At 56.7% G+C, this 17,656-nt stretch carries 9 protein-coding genes and 1 pseudogene; 5 read left to right on the top strand and 5 right to left on the bottom strand.

Annotated elements, in window-relative coordinates; genetic code table 11:
- The first annotated feature begins 297 nt into the window (after positions 1-297).
- From GCT13_RS23300 to GCT13_RS23280, 5 genes are all read left to right on the top strand, one after another.
- On the top strand, positions 298-6,924 hold the full coding sequence (locus GCT13_RS23300; protein ID WP_152762053.1) for a DUF3320 domain-containing protein: 6,627 nt from the start codon (positions 298-300) through the stop codon (positions 6,922-6,924).
- Between the two features lie 111 nt (positions 6,925-7,035).
- Positions 7,036-8,760 (top strand): DUF4236 domain-containing protein, encoded by a 1,725-nt coding sequence (locus GCT13_RS23295; protein ID WP_152762051.1) that lies wholly within the window; start codon positions 7,036-7,038, stop codon positions 8,758-8,760.
- Positions 8,761-8,947: 187 nt separating this feature from the next.
- Positions 8,948-10,309 carry an SIR2 family protein gene (locus GCT13_RS23290; RefSeq protein ID WP_227746964.1) on the top strand — a complete coding sequence of 454 codons (1,362 nt, stop codon included), beginning with the start codon at positions 8,948-8,950 and terminating at the stop codon, positions 10,307-10,309.
- A 171-nt stretch (positions 10,310-10,480) separates the two neighbouring features.
- Positions 10,481-10,684, top strand: a complete 204-nt coding sequence (locus GCT13_RS23285) for a hypothetical protein (protein ID WP_152762049.1) — start codon at positions 10,481-10,483, stop codon at positions 10,682-10,684.
- A gap of 555 nt (positions 10,685-11,239) precedes the next feature.
- Positions 11,240-12,301 carry a hypothetical protein gene (locus tag GCT13_RS23280; RefSeq protein WP_152762047.1) on the top strand — a complete coding sequence of 354 codons (1,062 nt, stop codon included), beginning with the start codon at positions 11,240-11,242 and terminating at the stop codon, positions 12,299-12,301.
- Positions 12,302-12,409: 108 nt separating this feature from the next.
- Here GCT13_RS23280 and GCT13_RS23275 read toward each other — a convergent pair whose 3' ends face one another.
- The 5 genes and pseudogenes from GCT13_RS23275 to thyA all read right to left on the bottom strand — a co-directional run bounded on the left by GCT13_RS23275 (position 12,410) and on the right by thyA (position 16,874).
- Positions 12,410-12,778 (bottom strand): helix-turn-helix domain-containing protein, encoded by a 369-nt coding sequence (locus GCT13_RS23275; protein WP_152762045.1) that lies wholly within the window; start codon positions 12,776-12,778, stop codon positions 12,410-12,412.
- Positions 12,779-12,915: 137 nt separating this feature from the next.
- Positions 12,916-13,803, bottom strand: coding sequence for a hypothetical protein (locus tag GCT13_RS23270; RefSeq protein ID WP_152762043.1), 888 nt, complete (start codon positions 13,801-13,803; stop codon positions 12,916-12,918).
- Positions 13,804-14,019: 216 nt separating this feature from the next.
- Entirely contained in the window at positions 14,020-15,000 is a 981-nt protein-coding gene (locus GCT13_RS23265) for a toll/interleukin-1 receptor domain-containing protein (RefSeq protein WP_152762041.1), read from the bottom strand.
- A 127-nt stretch (positions 15,001-15,127) separates the two neighbouring features.
- Positions 15,128-15,814 carry an ImmA/IrrE family metallo-endopeptidase gene (locus GCT13_RS23260; protein WP_227746963.1) on the bottom strand — a complete coding sequence of 229 codons (687 nt, stop codon included), beginning with the start codon at positions 15,812-15,814 and terminating at the stop codon, positions 15,128-15,130.
- Between the two features lie 332 nt (positions 15,815-16,146).
- Positions 16,147-16,874, bottom strand: a pseudogene (gene thyA, locus GCT13_RS23255) (thymidylate synthase).
- Between the last annotated feature and the right edge of the window lie 782 nt (positions 16,875-17,656).

Raw genomic sequence — 17,656 nt, 5'->3', positions numbered from 1 at the left:
TCGCAATCGTTTGCGTTTTGCTTCTATTCGTTTTTTTGACGCTCAGTCTGACTGAACTGACGCGTTTTAGACCGACTGTCATGTGGATGAGCACACGCGGTTTTTTCGGTATACGCCATAGCAGGATTCTCCGCCAATATGAGATTATGCGACGGGGCGCGACTCCCGTCGGAAGGGTGTTACTCGATTGGATAAAAAGCCCATGTTCTGAGTGCCTGTTCGGCATATAGGACGTGGCGGGGCGACGGCATAATCAAATTGAGAGAAGACGTACAAGCGGAAGGCTTTGGGGGCCAGATGGACGAGACTATTGTTGAGCGGGCAGAAACGCCGGAGGAGCCACGTTGCGTGCAGATTAAAGCTACGCTCGCTGGCAAAATAAATCTGGCCGATTTCCAGAATGCCATTCCGGTTGTCCACGAGCTCTCGCTTGCCAACGAGACGACCGATGACATCAAGGAGTTGAGGCTTACCGCGTCCTCCGAGCCGTCATTTTTCAAGCCGAAGACATGGCACTTGGACCATGTCGCGACCGGAAAAGATGTGCGTATCAGCGACCTCGACCTCTCGCTGGACGGAGCGCTTCTCGCCCGACTGACCGAGTCGGAAAAGGCACACATCACTTTCAAGCTGACGGCGGGGTCGGAAAGTCCTGTTGAGCTTGCTTCGTTTGAGACAACCGTCGAATTATTGCCACGTAACCAATGGGGCGGCCTATCGGCTCTCCCCGATATGGTCGCGGCATTCGTTCAGCCGAACGAACAGGCGGTGGAGCGGGTCTTAAAGAAGGCCGCAGACGTCCTTCACAAAGCAGGCAAGTCAGGGGCTATCAACGGGTATCAGGAAGGTGCAAAGCGAGCTTGGGAATTGGCATCCGCCATCTGGAATGCCATCGGCTCGATGGGCATTGACTATGCGGTGCCGCCGGCAAGCTTCGAACAGTCTGGGCAGAAGGTGCGTAGCCCCAGCCAGATAGCCGACTCGGGCCTTGGGACCTGTCTCGACCTCGCTTTGTTTGTGTGTGCCGCGCTCGAACAGGCCGGTCTCAACGCTGTGCTCATTTTCACGGATGGACACGCATTCCCAGGCGTCTGGCTGAAACCCGAAGAATTCTCGACGTCCGTTATCGACGATGTTACGGCGCTCCGGAAACGTGTGAAGTTGAAGGAGATGGTGCTGTTTGAGGCGACGATGCTCACGCATCGCCCCCATCCGGCATTCAGCTTTGCTATTGCGAACGGCGAGGAGCAGATTTCCGAAGAGGCGGAGCGAAAATTCCATTTGGCTATCGACATCCGCCGCGCGCGAATGCAGCGTATCAAGCCGCTTGCCAGCGAGCAGGCGATTGAACGTGGGACTGTCGGGACGGAAGAAGTCAATCTCGAGAGAGGGTTCGAGGTCGCTCCGGAACTGCCAGAAGAACTGGAACGCTCCTCGGAAGACAAAGCTGTCGAACGCCCGGAGGACCGGCTGACCCGTTGGCAAAGGAAGCTGCTTGACCTGTCACTTCGCAATAACCTGCTCAGTTTCAAGGCCGGCAAGAAATCGCTGAAGCTAGAAGCGCCAGACCCCGGCCAACTGGAAGATATTCTGGCGGAGGGGCACGCCATCAAGCTGCTCACGCGTCCCGACCTGATGGACGGCAACGACCCACGTAGCCAGGCAATCCACGAAGCTCGGGAGCGCGAAAACATTCGTCGTTCCCATGCGATTGACGCATTGAAGCGAAAAGAAGTTTTCGTCGGGCTTTCGCAAGACGAGATGGATACTCGTCTGGTCGAGCTCTTTCGGACCTCACGCACAAACTTGCAGGAGGGTGGTTCCAACACCTTGTATCTGGCGCTGGGCTTTCTTTCCTGGACACGTGACGCGAAGGACGACAAGAAGTATCGCGCGCCACTCATTCTTGTTCCTGTGTCGCTTGAGCGGCGAAGCGCGCGCTCGGGGTTCAGCCTGACTTTGCACGATGACGAACCGCGCTTCAATCCGACGCTGATTGAAATGCTTCGCCAGGATTTCGAACTGGAGCTGGGCATCCAGGACACCGAGCTGCCGAAGGATGATTCGGGCTTGGATGTTGCGGGAATCTGGAAAACCGTATCGAGTGCAGTCAAGGACATCAAGGGTTGGGAGGTAGTCGAAGAAGTCGTTCTCGCTACGTTCTCTTTCGCAAAGTATTTGATGTGGAAGGACTTGACCGAGCGAACCGAGCAGCTCAAACAGAAAGCGGTCGTAAGGCATCTTATTGAAACGCCGCGCGATTCCTATGAGAGCACGATTGAGTTTCCTGACGCCAGAAGGCTCGACACAGAACTGCCGGTGAAGAACACCTTCTGCCCATTACCGGCTGATTCGTCGCAGCTTTCCGCGGTCGTGGCGGGAAGCAAGGGAAAAGACTTCGTCCTCATTGGACCCCCGGGAACCGGGAAGAGCCAGACCATTTCAAATCTCATTGCGCAGTGTGTGGCGGAAAGAAAGCGTGTGCTGTTCGTTTCAGAGAAGATGGCAGCGCTTGATGTCGTGTACCGGCGCCTCGCCGATGTTGGTCTTGGCAATTTCTGTCTCGAATTGCATTCCAGCAAAGCACGTAAGACTGAAGTGCTCGAGCAGCTTCGTACTTCGTGGGATTCCGCTGTGGCCATGGAGCCTGATGAATGGCATGCAGAAGCCGCTCGACTGGAGGGATTGCGCAATCAACTGAATGGGTATGTTGAACGTCTGCATCTGAGATACCCCAACGGGCTCAGTGTGTACGAGGCAATCGGCCGCGTTGTCGCCGGGCATGACTTGCCCGTCTTGCAACTGTCATGGCCTTCCGCTCGGGTTCACGATTCAGCCGCTATGCGAACGCTGCGTGAGACGGCCGAGCTTCTGGATGTTCACGCGAAAGTGATGGGAGAAGGGCAGCTGACGTCCAGCCCGCTCGCCCACGTGGTTCAAACCGAATGGTCGCCACTGTGGCAAGCCGCGTTGCTCGATTCGGCCCGCGCTATTGCCCCAGTGGCAGCCCGTCTTGAAGCGGCAACTGAGCAACTGCGTGCGGCCGTCGGTCTGCCGTCATCTGTTTTCGACACGCGTGTTAGGGAAGGCCTGCGTCTCCTGGCTGCGACTTTGCCGTCTGCGTCTGGGCACGGTTGGCAGTTCGTTCTGCGTCCGGATGCAAAAACAATTGCAGATAACCTGCGCGTCGCGAAACCATTGGTCGAACGACACCGCGAGCTGCACGCTTCGCTTTCAGCGCCGCGGGGCAACCAGGTCTTGGAGGATGTGCGACAAGGTATCGTTCAGCTCACTCGTTATCACGAACTTCATTCGCAGCTTTCCCAGCCGTGGAACGAATCGCTAAGGTCACGGCTTTCCGCTGGCATTGAGCTGCTGCGAAAGCGCCAGGACGTGGTTAACCAACTGTCGCTCAAATACAAAGACGGTATTTCGACGGCAACGGTTCAGCAACTCCAGCTCGATTGGCGGGAGCTGCAGGATTCGTCCTGGCCGATGAGCATGATGCGCCGCCGCTCGCTTTCGAAGAAGCTCGTGGACCTGTCGACCGGCGGAGGCGAGCCAGACATTGGCGGTGACATCGAACGTCTCAAGCAGATTGAATCACTTCAGGAAGAAATCAAAGCGCTCGACGACCTATCGTTGCCGACATCGAACGCGTGGCTGGGATTGAAGACGGAGCTTGATGTCGCGCGGGCTTCCCTTGGTTTCCAAACCGCCCTCGAACAGGCTCGCGTACGAGCGGTTTGGGAAGATGTTGGACTTGACCCGGTTAGCCGGGGTCAGTGTGGCGAAACGGCGCGTGAAGACCTCGCTCGCATCAGAGAACTTCGTCAGATTGACCAGATTATCAATCGCCTTTCCGGACTCGAAGAAGAGACAGACGCCGTATGGGTTGGATATAAAACGGATTTGGCTGTCGCGAAGACGTACGTCGTCTTTCAGGGTGCGCTGGCAGCAGCAGTGGCCAGCAGCTATTGGCATGACGAGGGCTTCAGCGTTATCGAACGCGGCAGCGCGGGTGCCGTCGCGTCGGCGGACCTCAAGAAGATGCGCGAGCTGGTTGCGCTCGGTGCTCGTCTCAAGGAGTTTGACGACCTCCCCGCGAAGACCGGCGGACTCTGGAACGGTTTGCAGACAAAACTGGAGGCAATCGAACCAGCGCTTGATTTCTTCGAGGCGCTGTCGGGCGCGCTCGCATTGATGGCAAATTCGCCTGAAGCGCTGGCGGCAGTAAAGAGCCCGATTGCTTTGCTGCTGGGCGATAGCAATGTTCTGCTTGAGCCGACGGGCGCGATTGCGGGTGCCGGGCGTATGTATGCCGAGGCACTACAGGCGTTTAATCAGGCAGTGACGCAATTCACGGTCGCGAGCGGCTTGCCGAGCTCTGATGTCGCGACTCTGGGTGCACTTCTCCCTGCCGCACTGGCCGCACGTGCAAGCGACGTCCTGACTAGCTCGAATCGGTTGAATGCCTGGTGTGCGTGGCGCAAGACCCGCGCGGCGGCTCTTGGGTTGGGGCTTGCTCCCGTCGTCGCTGGCGTTGAACAGGGTGCAATCCAGCTCGGACGCGTAAAAGAAGCGTTCGAGACCGGCTACTGTCGGTGGTGGTTGAATGCAGTTGTCGATGTGGACGACGTGTTGCGCACCTTTGTTTCCGCAGAGCACGAGAAACGCATTCGGGATTTCCGGGAGCTTGACGAACGGTTCATCGGCTTGACACAAGCCTGGGTGCGTGCGCAGCTTTCGGCCGGGCATCCCTCGCCTGACCGTGTCTCACGAGGCTCTGAATGGGGCCTGCTGCGATACGAAATGCAAAAGAAGACTCGCCATCTGCCTCTTCGCGAGTTGATGTCTCAAGCTTCGAGCGCCGTGATGCGCCTGACGCCGTGCCTTCTGATGAGCCCGCTGTCGATTGCACAATATCTGCCGGCCGAGACGGCGAACTTTGATGTCGTCATCTTCGACGAGGCATCACAGATTCCAGTGTGGGACGCTATTGGCGCAATGGCGCGTGCGAAACAGGTCATCATGGTTGGTGACCCGAAACAGTTGCCACCGACAAGTTTCTTTGACCGCGCGGAATCGGACATTGATGACACTGATGTCGAGACTGAGCTCGAGAGCATTCTTGAGGAGTGTATCGGCGCCAACCTGCCGACGATGAAGCTATCGTGGCACTATCGTAGCCGCCATGAAAGTCTGATTGCATTCTCGAATCATCGTTACTACGACGGGGACTTGGTGACGTTCCCAAGTCCGGTCACGAACGACCGTGCCGTCAGCTTCAATCACGTTGCGAATGGCCAATACGAGCGCGGCGGGGCGCGAACAAATAAGCCAGAAGCGAAAGCGCTGGTAGCCGACCTGGTCGGCAAAATGAAAACGCCCGGCTTCCGCGACAGTGGGTTGACCATCGGCGTGGTGACGTTCAACTCTGAACAGCAATCTCTCATCGAAGACTTGCTCGACGAAGAACGTCGTAAAGACCCATCCATTGAGCACTTCTTCCTGGAAACGCAGCTTGAACCCGTGTTTGTAAAGAATCTGGAGAGCGTGCAGGGTGATGAGCGGGACATCATGTATTTTTCAACCACCTATGGCCCGGGGGTTGACGGCACCATGCCGATGAATTTCGGCCCGATGAACCAGCAGGGTGGGGAGCGTCGTCTGAATGTTGCCATTACCCGTGCGAGGCAGGAGCTTCGAGTCTTCGGTAGCTTCCGTCCAGAGCAGATGGACTTGGCGAGAACTCAGGCGCTCGGAGTGCGTGACTTGAAGCACTTCCTGGAGTTTGCGGACCGCGGCGCACGCGCGCTTGGCGAGGCGGTTACAGGTAGCGTCGGAGACTTCGAGAGCCCGTTTGAAAAAGCTGTATCGAACGCGCTCACCGAGAGAGGCTGGACTTTGCATCCGCAGGTCGGTGTGTCGGCTTTCCGCATTGACCTCGGTGTAGTCGACCCGGACGCACCTGGACGTTACCTTGCCGGCGTTGAGTGTGATGGTGCGACCTATCATCGTTCTGCAACAGCCCGCGACCGCGACAAGTTGCGTGAGCAGGTCTTGCGTGGCCTCGGTTGGGACATCCTGCGCATCTGGTCGACCGATTGGTGGATTGACGTGCAGGGGACCGTCGAGAAGATTCATCGTCAGCTCGAGGAGTTGCTCGCCGAACAGCGGGCGAAGCGAGCGCAGACCGAGCAGGAGGCGACAGTCCTTGCGGAGAAGGTTGTCGCGGACGTAATGGCGATGCCGGATGAGCAGATGGACCAGTCGGCAGATGCGACAACCGACCCGTCGAGCGAGGTTAAAGTGGTGGCGGACGCTGCCACGCTTCCCGTTACCTACGCTGGGAACGCTGCCGTTGCTCATTCTAGCGACCCAGTTGAGGGACGTTTCACGGAGGTCGATTTGACGCTTGAGGGATACGCGGTCGATGCCAACTCGTTCTTCGACGTCGTCTATAACCCAACGCTTCTGCGGTTGATTGAGCACGTCGTACGCGTGGAAGGACCGGTTCGGGACGAAGTCCTGGCGCGTCGTATTGCGCGGGCGCATGGCTGGGTTCGGACAGGCGCAAAAATCCAGGACAGGGTCGTCCGGTTGGCATCGCAGCACTTCAACGGTGACCCGGAGGATGTGGGTACGTTTTTCCGTGCTAAAGGTGAATCTGCCGATATGCAGATTCAATTCCGGCGGCCCATTGATGGCACCGCACGGTCAGTCGATGAAATCTCTCTTGCCGAACTCCGAGCACTCGCGTTCGACATGATGCAGGCAGGGCATGACGAAGAGTCTGGCGTGCCGGCGATGGCCCGTGAAGTGGGTCTTCGCAAACTCAACGCAGGCAGCAGAACGCGTCTTGAAATGGCTTGGTCGGATGCGACGAAGACCGCTTTTCGGAAAGTTGACGCCAAAGACTAAAACAGTGCGACGGTCGGCACGACAAGTGTCCGGTCGTCTGCACAACTGGCAACATTTTTCCTTGCCGTACAGGCGACATTAGTTCGCTGGTGAAGGTATTGGGGGGACAGCATGGGTTGGGGCTTCAGGAAAAGCATAAAAATTGCGCCCGGTATCCGCATCAATCTCAGCAAGAGCGGAATCAGCACATCCATTGGTGGAAAGGGCTTCACGTACAACACCCGTGGCCGCATCACCACAAGCATTCCGGGAACCGGAATCAGATATACGACAAATTTGAAGGGCAGGAAATCGAGCCGTCGGGACAGTCACGGCACGTCTGAGAGCACCGGTACTGAACATATGAATACTGAGAACCTATCAAAGAAAGAGCAGGCAACGCAGGACTTCGTCTACAAGGTGCAGTCACGCACAACGAATGCCCTACGACAGTATTTTATCTCCCATGGTGTTTATGTCGAAGATGATGACATCGGCGAAGCGGTCAAGCTCGAAGCGTTTCAACCGTTTCTCAATACGCTCGCGCACGACCTGGCGCTCACAACGAAAGCTATCAAGTTAGCCGTAGACATCGGTACGGTCTCGCTCGCAGAAAAAGAAAAGGCGATGCTGGCGGTCTACGAGATGGAGCACAAGTGTGCTGCAGCGCAAGGACCTCGCGGTGAGCTGCAGACAGCCGCGAGCGCTCTGATGGCCAGGGTGCGGGCTTGGCCGAGTGTTCCTGGATTTGTTGGTCCTCTGTTTGCTGCGCTGTTGGGTTGTTTCCTCATGGCTGTGCTTAGCGTGCCCGTGGGGCAGGCTTTAACTGGATTCGCGCTTTCCTACGGTGGATACAAGACCTTCAGTTTCATGCGTAAGAAGGCCGTTTCCTCCCAAGCCATCAAGGAGGCGAACGAGTGGTTTCAGTCCAAACTAACTGTGGAGGTCACGCCGCGACCAGCCATCCGTTCGAGTAATGACTATGTTGCCCTCAAGGCGGCGGCGTCCGCAACAGTCACTGCGGCGGCGGTCATCTACACCATCATCGTCTATCCTCACCACCCCGCGTCGAATGGCAATGGCGAACAGGTGACGCTTCAATCCGACACAACCGCAGTCGGTTCGAATGGCGTTGTGCCGGCTGCCGCCTCTGCCACGACACTGAATACAGTTCATCCGGTTCCGGACTTTAGCTGGCTTGTGGGTAAGTACCCGTCTGATGTCGTGAATGACAAACGATTCCGTTCTGCTTTCAACGGCGTCTCGCGAGCGGACTGGATAAAAATCTTGGAGCGGCTTGCTGTGGTGAACTCTTCCGGGATTCAGATGCAAGACGGTTATCTGGTCGCGCAAGGGTGCAAAGAACATGAGTGCAGTACGGAGCAAGCCGCGTTTGCCATCAATGCAACATCCGGCAAAGGCGTGATGCTTGTCAAGCAAACCTCAAACCCTTCGGGTAACGCCTCGATAAAGATATTCCAGTGGCCTGACTTGCCCGTCGGTGTGACACCACTATCAAGCTGGGCGCAGGAGGCTGCAGGTACAGACGCCGCGCCTTCGGCTCAAACGGCTTCATTCCAGCAGACCAGCTTTGAATGTTCGAAGGCTCATTCCGACGCAGAGCACATCATTTGTAGCGACGCCGAGCTGGCCTCAGATGACGTTCGGTTGGCTGCAATCTATGCCAAGGCAAAGGCCGCTGCAGATGACCCGGTTGCATTCAAAGAGCGGACCCGGGCGCAATGGAATTACCGCGAGCAGCAATGCCATGAGCGCGAATGCCTTATCCGGTGGTACGCCGACCAGAATGTTGCGCTTGCAGCGATTGCGGAGACCGGTAAGGTCGCTCAGCAATAGGGACTTCGACAACGTCAGGGCAAATCGCCAGATTCGTATAAAAATCTGCGGCGGTCTGTGGCAGAGGTCATTGGATGGCGACGAAAAAAGAGAAAAGTAATAGCATGGGCCAGCGGAAGCGAAACAATGATGCTTCCAAGAATGAAAAAAAACGCACGCGAGGCGTGCTGTATTTTGAGAGACCAACATGCCTATGGATTACGCGCAGTATCAGGAAGAGGTTAGAGCGGACATTGCGAACGTGTTGCAATTGGCGGGTTGTCAGCCAATTTTATTTGTCGGGTCTGGGTTCGCGCGTCGTTACGCAGACGCACCAAATTGGGATGAGCTTCTGAAGAAGCTGGCCGAGAATTGCCCGAGAGTTGACCGTCCTTACGCCTACTACAAACAGAAGGTCCAGGACCAGCCGCATATCGCAAGCATGTTCGCGGAAGCGTACCGAGAATGGGCGTGGGGAGACGGACGCGCGAACTTTCCTCCGGAATATTTTGACGAGGCGTTTCCGGCGGAGGTTTTCCTGAAGCACGCGACTGCGGCGATGCTTCATGACCTGAAGCCTGTGCATGCCAACTTGAAAGCGGAATTGAAGGCGTTGCAAGCGATAAACCCGCACGCCATCGTCACGACAAACTATGACGAACTATTGGAACCGCTCTTTCCTCAGTACGATGCTGTCGTCGGCCAGACCATTTTGAAGCAGCCTTACCTTTCAATCGGCGAAATCTTCAAGATTCATGGCTCGGTTTCGGACCCGCTGTCGCTTGTGCTCACACAGGGCGATTACGAGGCTTTCGAGACCGACAAAAAGTACCTGAGCGCAAAGCTGCTGACCTACTTTGCAGAACATCCGCTGCTGTTTATCGGATACGGTGCGAACGACCCCAATATTCGGAGCGTGCTATACGACGTTGACCGGATGATTCGAGCGAATTTCGCACTTATCCCTAACATCTATATTCTCGAATGGGACCCTACGATTGACGAGAAGTCATACCCAGCGCGGGACAGGGTTCTGGCGGTGGGCGAGAACCGAGAAATCCGAATTAAAAGCATCTCGGCGTCGTCGTTCGAATGGGTCTATGAAGCGTTTATCAGCGGAGGCGCCCTTGAGAAGGTGAATATGAAGCTGCTACGCTCGTTGCTCGCGCGCACGATTGACCTGGTCCGAAAAGACGTGCCGACCAAAAAGGTTGAAATCGACTTCCAGACGCTCGAACACAAGCTGGAGCATGGGGAGGGTGTCGCGACCTTGCTGGGCATCACCGCAATCGGGGACCCGGCGAAGGTCAATTTGCATTTTCCCTTCACGCTCACAGAAGTCGCTGAGCAACTTGGGTATACAGGCTGGAATGCTGCCCATCGCCTCATAGAGATTGTGGAGGAGCAGACCGGCTTCGACCTGAAGTCCTCCGATAACACGTACCACATTACGATGCGGACCGGGAAATCGAGCAGTACAAACAAATATTCGCAGGCATGCGTCGATTTGCTCAGGGCTGTGCGAGACGGAAACGAGTACGTTCTCGCGGTCGACTGTATTGTTACGTAGGAAAGCCGATGCCACGTCGGTCGGTCTGTATGAAAGGCTACATCGCCTCGTCGTGTTGACAGTCTCAACAAAGCGTTTTGTGTCGTCTGCAACTGCCTCTCTACCTGAGCACTTTTGGGGTAAACGGCGTCGTACTGCAGTTCCCATGTCAGAATCAACTGGACCGCAAACATGAAGCAGCCTGGACTCGATGGTCGCCAGCGCGACAAGGATGGAAAGATTGACCAGAAGCACGGCAATACGATGAACAAGAATCTGCCAAAGCCCATCGAGGGCTTCGGGCCAAATACGACTCTGAAGACTATGCGCGAAAAAAGTGGTGCCGTCAGCGAGAAAGACATTCGAGCTGCGGTAGCGGAAAAGCGAGGGCGATAACTTTTTGCGGATGCCGGTCGACCGCTTTCTCGCGCAAGATGCGGCAGGCGCTCGGCCGCTACGTTCGAGATAACATTGAACGGCACCATCTTGGCACCCGTCCTAGCGGTCGGACGGATGTCGGTTTGTCTTCACCCTCAAAATAGCTAGAACGCCTCTTGGGCGCGGCAACGTCGAGAGGCGTCGAGTGCTTAGCCAAGGAAGGCTTTCTGAACGGGGAACGAGTCTTCCACGGCCTTCCGCATCCGGGCAAAGAAGCCAGCGAGCACACGGCATATTTCCTTGGTGAGAAGGAGCTCGGTGACCTGTCCGGCGCTACAATCGCCAACAAGGTTGACGCCGCGCGCGACAACCTTCGTAAAGCGATTGCTGCATTGTGCCGAGGGTTTACCTCCAGACGTCGCTGGGGAGCGCCGAACGCATCGATGTTCAGAGGAGCCCCAGCAGAATGGGCCTTCAAAGCGCGCAATGAACATGCTCCGTAACATTCACCTTGTTGTACTAGATACATCCCATCTGTCACGACTTGCTACAGACTGGGCTTCGCGAGACCCCGTGCGCCGTCGCTCCGCCGAACGTTTTGTTCCACGTCTCTTTGAGCGCGGTTGGCTGCCGCTCCTGTCGTGGCATCAAATCGCGGAGCTAATGCAGCACGGAAACGACGGTCTTGTAGACATGCGATTGCGCTACCTGCGAGGCTGGCCGATGGCAGCATGGGTGAAGGGTGGTGTTCCGAACGTCATACCTGGCTCTGAATTGGACGTCCTCCGGGCTGAGGTGCGAGCGGCATATACGCGTCCTGAACTCGATGTCCTCGGTGTGCGGGATATAGCGCGCAGCGACTTACTGTCCTACGGTACAGGCTTGGAAGCAGTGCCAGACAGTTTGAGCAATTGGCGAATCCTTCGCCTCTTTCTTGCTGAGCATCAAGCGCACGCGCAGAAGGTCGCCGTAATCTCGCCTTGGCGCGCGATTGAAATCGAAAACACGCGTATTGCTGACTGGTTGGACAAGCCGCATCGAGACAATGAAGCTACCGCTGCGACGCTTGTTAAGGTCCGCGCCCACCTTAAGAAAGAAATAGTCGAGCGCGGAGACAAGCGCATAGCAAGTCCAGCGCATATGGCGGCCGACTTCATGTCCGACGTGGCGGCGAACGTAGAGCTCGCCATTTCAGAAGGTTTATCGGAGCCGTTGCCCGTTCGTATATTGTTGCGGGCAGGACTCGAACCGGACGAAATCAACTTTGCCGCCACGTTTCGCGAAACAATGGCCATGGTGATGTTCAGACAGCGTTTGAGGATGGCTTCAGACGCAGAAAATCTTCCTTGGGAAGAGGTCAAGGAGATAGTAACGCCGGACCGTGTCCCGTCTGCCTTTACCCATGAATGTATGCGGACCTACGCGCACGACCAGCCCGAACGGAAGGGCAGTGATGTCAACGACCTTTCTCTACTCTGCCTCGCCCCCTACGCGACCGAGACCTTCGTTGATAAGCGGACGTTGGAGAGCGTGCGGCGGGCAAAACAGAAAGTTCCGCGGCTAGCTGAACTGTTGGGTAGTGTGCGCAAGGCCGCGAGTTACCACGATATAACGGCTGCGTGCCCGCAGCGGTAAGACGATGGCAGCACCGGGCTGATGCTGCCACTGTCGCAGAGGTCGCTGTCGAGCGCCGGACGCACGATGATTAGGTGATATGAATCCACCCCTCACCGCATGCGCCCGTCAGTGCCAGAGAGCAAGCACCAACTGGCAGTTGCCCGACTCGAGCACGGGCTTCACCTTCGCGCCCATGTCGATGTTGGTTGCGTTAGCAGCGAGCGTGTACAACCCCACGTTGTGGAGACGGCCACACTCGGACGGCTGGCTGACCCACGAGGTGATGATGCGATAACCCTCTTTGCGGAGCTCAACCACTCGCGCCCGAGGGTCGATGACGTCGAGGTACCGCGTGGCCTCCAGTGTCGTAATCCCCGCGCACAGCCGCATTGCATCAAGCAAGCGTGCACGCTGATGCTCGGCGGTGTTGTCTGGCCAGTTGGCGATGATGCTGTCGAAGGACTGGAAGTTCTGCGGTTTGGTGTGTTTTTGCATTCGATGCAGTGCGAGTTATGACAGGACGTATTGTTCGCCTGTCGGCCCGAAACACTGCTACCGAAATACCAAGCCAATTCAGCCGTAAAAAATCCGGAGGAAATAGGCGGGAAAACAGGCCCAATTTCCGCTGGTTTCTATTCCTCCGCCGAATCCGGCTCTATCCCGAGTTCGGCGGCCGCAGTGCTCAGCGCGTCGTGAAGCACGATAGCCGCTGTCTCATCAACGAACCCGCCCACGATGTCGAGAGCCTGAGCTAGCCGCTGAGCGTCGGTTCGGGTGTCGGGCACCGGCGAAGTGCGGTTTCGCGGAATGCTCGCCCGGCTTATCGCCAGATGTGCTGTGTTCTCGCTGTCGGCTTGATTCCGGCGCTTCGAGTCGACGAGCGCTCGGATACTGTCGCGTTCGGCGGCAGTCAGCACTTCGTAGACTTGACGTTCTAAGGTATCTTCCCACGCGCGCGCGACGACCGTCGTGATGAGTCGAATAGGAATTTCGTCGCAAACCTCGCAGATGGCATGGGCGAGCCGAAGAATCAGCGTTCGACGCTGTGTCATCGGCAAGCGGCCAGCGGTCCTAGCCGGAACAATCGACGGCATGGTCTGGAGCGTCCGCAGCGGCTCCTGGAAGCCGCGTGTTCTGGCACTCGGAGTAAGCCAAGAGGAGGGCGCCGCAGTCAGCTTGGTCGCCAGGTCTGTGGCGCTCTTCATGATGTCGCGCACTTCAGCGCCAGTCGGTGCGAGGTCAGGCTCCCCATCCTCGATACAGTCGACAACCGCGCGGGCTATCTGCGCTATGGCGGTGACCTGCAAACTCGTACCTTTCGCAAGCACCTTCTTCTTCTTGAAGAAGCTGCGGACGTCTTTGTCGTCACGAAAGCTTCTGAACCAGTCCGACTGCGCGCGGGCCGCCTGGTCAAGGTTCAAGAAATTACTTGCCTGTTCATACATCAAAGCAAGATGCGAATTCGTGGTCAGAGTGGTCATGGGCAATAAGAAGGGCGATTCACGCAAGTTGTAGGTCATATTGTAGCTGCGTGCTATACGCCGACCGAGCGCGTAAAGAGATATTTACGGGCGTACAGGAGCGTTGTTGTTATCACGCGCGCGGCAAGTCATCCGGCGCATCTCACGCAGCGCTAGAAGACGCGGCGAAAGTGCCGTTTCAGAAGCTGCTCAACTTCGTCGGGAGATGGGTGAAGCGGCGGCCGGCGCGCTATTGTCGCGGTCGGCCGCGGCGAATCACCGTTGTATCGGCTCGATAAGCATCGACCACAGATACTCGGCCGCCCCAGTGTCAGACAGCTTCTCGGAAACGCCTCTCGCCATGCTCATCATCGGCTTCAGATAAAGCGTCTGGCTATCTTCGGTGAGCGTGAGCGCTTCGTTGTAGCTGTTCGCGTGCGAGGAAATCTGGTTCGAGTAGGTTATCTCGCGATTGCTGTGTCCACCGAAGGCCCCGCCGTGCGTAACGGTGCACTGTGACACGCTCTTTCCGTCCTTGTAGATGCTCGCGGTGAACCGGCGCGCATCGATGCGCGAAAAACGTCCTTGGAACTGGCCGTGCCGCTTCTCCAGCTCCTGGAGCGAACCCTCGAAGAAGCGGGCAAGAAAGTCGAACGTCTCCGAAACGAACGTGTCCTTGTCGAGGTCCGAGAACTCATGCTTGACGCGAAGGTTGCTCGACCGCGGCAATTGCGCGGCCGCGGAAGGTTCGACGACTGCGGGCTGGGGCGCTGAGCTTCTTGCCGCCGATGCCGTGCCCACCTTGGGCGCGGCCGCCGAGGCTGTCGCGGCCACGGCTTTACGAATCGACTTCGCAATGTCGGTGAAAGCCTCGTCCTGGTTGGCCCAAGAGGTGACCGGTCGACCGTCCGTCGGGACTGCATTCAGTTTGCCGAACGGAGCACTGTGCCAGTCACATGCTCGCAGGATGACGGGGATGACGCGCGCATCGCCGGCCTTATGCCGCTCCAATGCACGCGTCATCTCGGTCGCAATGCAGTATTCGGACGCGATGAAGTTCGCGCTGACGAGCAGCAAGATGATGTCGGCCTTCTCGAGCTGCTCATCTATACTGTCGTCGAGGTTGTCGCCCGCGATGATGCGCCTGTCGTGCCATGCCGAAATCAGGCCTTCGCGCTTCATCAGCGACAGATGGATTTCGAGCTGGTCGCGCAGCGACTCGTCGATGTGCGTGTACGAGAAGAAAACTGATGCCATGCAGTATTCCAGCAAGAAATTCAGGTGGGTGTTGTAGGCGGCTATGCCGTTGTCACCATAGCATGGCGATTTGGCTTGAGCGAACGCGTGAAGCCGAACGGCCTAAGTGTTGTCAGGCCGCACGCCATCAGTAGCTGACCAGGTCGAGCTCGTGGATGCGAATCGCCATGGCGGTCGGCGACATGCCGAACTCTTCAGCGAGCGACTTGAAGTGGTTGCCAATACCAAATTTCCGTGCGGTTGCTACTGCGCGCGGAAACTCAAGCGACCCAGTTTTCGACCGGAGAAGGTCCTGCGAGCCGTTGCCGGCGATGGCGAATGCTACGCGGTCATCGAGGTGGAGCATGTCGGTGCCAAATCGCTGCTTGAACGCGCGACGCAACAGCTTCTCCGGCGCAAGGAAGCACGCGGCAAAGTAATTGGCCTCCCGCTCGCGGCGGTCTAGGACCGGCGCGTCACCGAGGAGGGGGCGGTCGCGATGAAGCGAGAGCCCAGGATGCAACACGATGTGGCCGAGTTCGTGCGCTCCGGTGAATCGCTGAACTTCGTAGGGCAGGTTTCCCGCAATACGAATCGTTGAGCGCGGAACGTCGACCATCCCGGCTACCTGGTATTGGGCGTTGCCGACCCCGTGCACGCCGAGCGAGCCCGCGGTCACTTCGTACTCGATGTCATGTACCGAGGCCGCGTGGTCAGGGCGGAAGAGCTGAAGCAGGTGCGGAATGGTGCTGTGCGTGGTCCCCGCGCGCTGCCAGATTTCAAACTGGAAGCGTCGCACCTCGGCCGCAATGGAAAGCTTGTCGATGTCGTGCATGTGGGAACCCCGAAATCGCATTTCGTTGTATAGCACCAAATGTGGTGCTTCAAATGACAATATATACAACTAATAGTGTATTCGCCAAGAATTTAATTGGATTCGAACCCTTAATAAATATGGACTTCGATTCTTGGTGCGCGGGCCGGTGGCGTTCGCGCGAGAGTTGCTCATCATGGATTGAAGCGGAGATTGTCTGGCGCGGTTGGCGAGGCCGGGAGATGCAGAAGTAACTGCGGAGAGGAGGGGGCGGGAGGATGAAGGTTGGCCGCCGCTGCCGCGGCCCTCTCTCTGAGCGAAGAGGACCGCGCGCGGTTCAACTGTTCGGCAACTCAGACGGCGATGGGAGCCGCAATACTGGGGTGCGGGTTGTAGCCGACGATTTCGAAGTCTTCAAACTTGTAGTCGTAAATCGAATCGGGGCGGCGCTTGATATTCAGCTTGGGCAGCTCGCGAACGTCTCGGGCGAGCTGTGTCTGAATCTGCTTCATATGGTTGGAATACGCATGCAGGTCCCCAATGCTGACGATGATTTCATACGGAATCAGGTCACACTGTTGCGCGACCATATGCGTCAGGAAGGCCAGCGAAGCAATGTTGTACGGGAGACCAAGGAGAACTGCGGATGTACAGCAGAGCGGATAGCTTGCCTTCCGCGACGTAGAACTGATAAAGGAGATGGCACGGCGGCAGTGCCATGAGACCTTTCTTCGCGTTCTCTTGAGAGCTGATGGACTCGTTCGGGAGGTACTCGGGGTTCCAGCCATGGAACAAGATACGCCGGCTGTTTGGCTTCTCCCCGAGTGTCTTGATGACGTCGTCAATCTGGTTGATGGTCCTGCCGTTCTTTCGGCCATGCGGTCCATTGCTTGCCGTAGACTGGGCCCAGCTCGTTGTCTTCGGTGGCCCACTCGTTCCAGATGAATACGCCCTTCTCTTTGAGCCAACTTACGTTCGTGTTGCCGCTCAGGAATAGGCTTGAGTAATCCCAGATGGTTGCGGTCTTTCGGTGTCCGGCGCGCCAAACTCGCAGGCACGTTGGCAGGGAGGGCGGGACCACACCTCTTATCGCTGCTCGACCGTAATGGGATGCATCAGTGATTGAGTCTGCGCTCCAGGGAAGAACTTTTATTGGTGCTCAGATGCGAAATGTGACCGTCGCGTTCAAGTCGGCATGGAGCTAACTGGGGCTCGCTCTCGGCCAGAGCTAAGTCGGCAATCAAAATGGAAAACAGACTGATTTAGATTATTTTTCTATGTTGCTGTCGCGCCGTATATCGTAGAAGCGTGCGATTCGCAATGTCCGGCTAACTCCGTGTATATCATAAATTACATAAATGATTGTGGCTTTGACCTGCAAATTTGGTGGCGCGGTCTTTGTAATTCATAGCATATAGATGGCGCGGGAGTGCCCAGCTGGCGGGCTTATGGGCGCAATAGGGTATCCCGTTGTAGTCGAGGACTCTTCACTATTAAATGCGAAAAGCTAAAACTTAGTTAACAAATTCGACCACCGTGATAATCGTAAAGTTAACAATCCTTTTGCTAGTCATCACCGAGTCTATTCTCTCTGGCTGAAATAAACCCTTGAATTAACAACTCGCTTTTGTTAGACTAACGGCTGGTGCAATGCCAACCTAATTTACACCGCTATAATGCCAGGAACTGGAAGCCTCTCCTATTAATGAGAGAGTATTTCGGCGAGGTAATGGTGAGGAAGGCGACGGGACGGCTGGATGTAGGTCGAACGAGTTACGCTAAGTCGGCGTCTTTTCGGTTGTCGTCGCGAACCCGAAATTGGGGTGCATGCTCACCCTGGTGCAGCCAGTTTGTCATATGGGA

Origin of the sequence: Paraburkholderia franconis (assembly GCF_009362735.1) — a bacterium.
Taxonomy (GTDB): Bacteria; Pseudomonadota; Gammaproteobacteria; order Burkholderiales; family Burkholderiaceae; genus Paraburkholderia; species Paraburkholderia franconis.
This window is presented reverse-complemented; position numbering and strand designations above follow the sequence as displayed.

Coding starts and splice junctions, on each gene's coding strand:
- GCT13_RS23290 (WP_227746964.1), top strand. CDS start 8,948: ATGCCTATGGATTACGCGCAGTATCAGGAAGAGGTTAGAGCGGACATT.
- GCT13_RS23265 (WP_152762041.1), bottom strand. CDS start 15,000: ATGGCATCAGTTTTCTTCTCGTACACGCACATCGACGAGTCGCTGCGC.
- GCT13_RS23295 (WP_152762051.1), top strand. CDS start 7,036: ATGGGTTGGGGCTTCAGGAAAAGCATAAAAATTGCGCCCGGTATCCGC.
- GCT13_RS23300 (WP_152762053.1), top strand. CDS start 298: ATGGACGAGACTATTGTTGAGCGGGCAGAAACGCCGGAGGAGCCACGT.
- GCT13_RS23275 (WP_152762045.1), bottom strand. CDS start 12,778: ATGCAAAAACACACCAAACCGCAGAACTTCCAGTCCTTCGACAGCATC.
- GCT13_RS23270 (WP_152762043.1), bottom strand. CDS start 13,803: ATGACCTACAACTTGCGTGAATCGCCCTTCTTATTGCCCATGACCACT.
- GCT13_RS23285 (WP_152762049.1), top strand. CDS start 10,481: ATGAAGCAGCCTGGACTCGATGGTCGCCAGCGCGACAAGGATGGAAAG.
- GCT13_RS23260 (WP_227746963.1), bottom strand. CDS start 15,814: ATGCACGACATCGACAAGCTTTCCATTGCGGCCGAGGTGCGACGCTTC.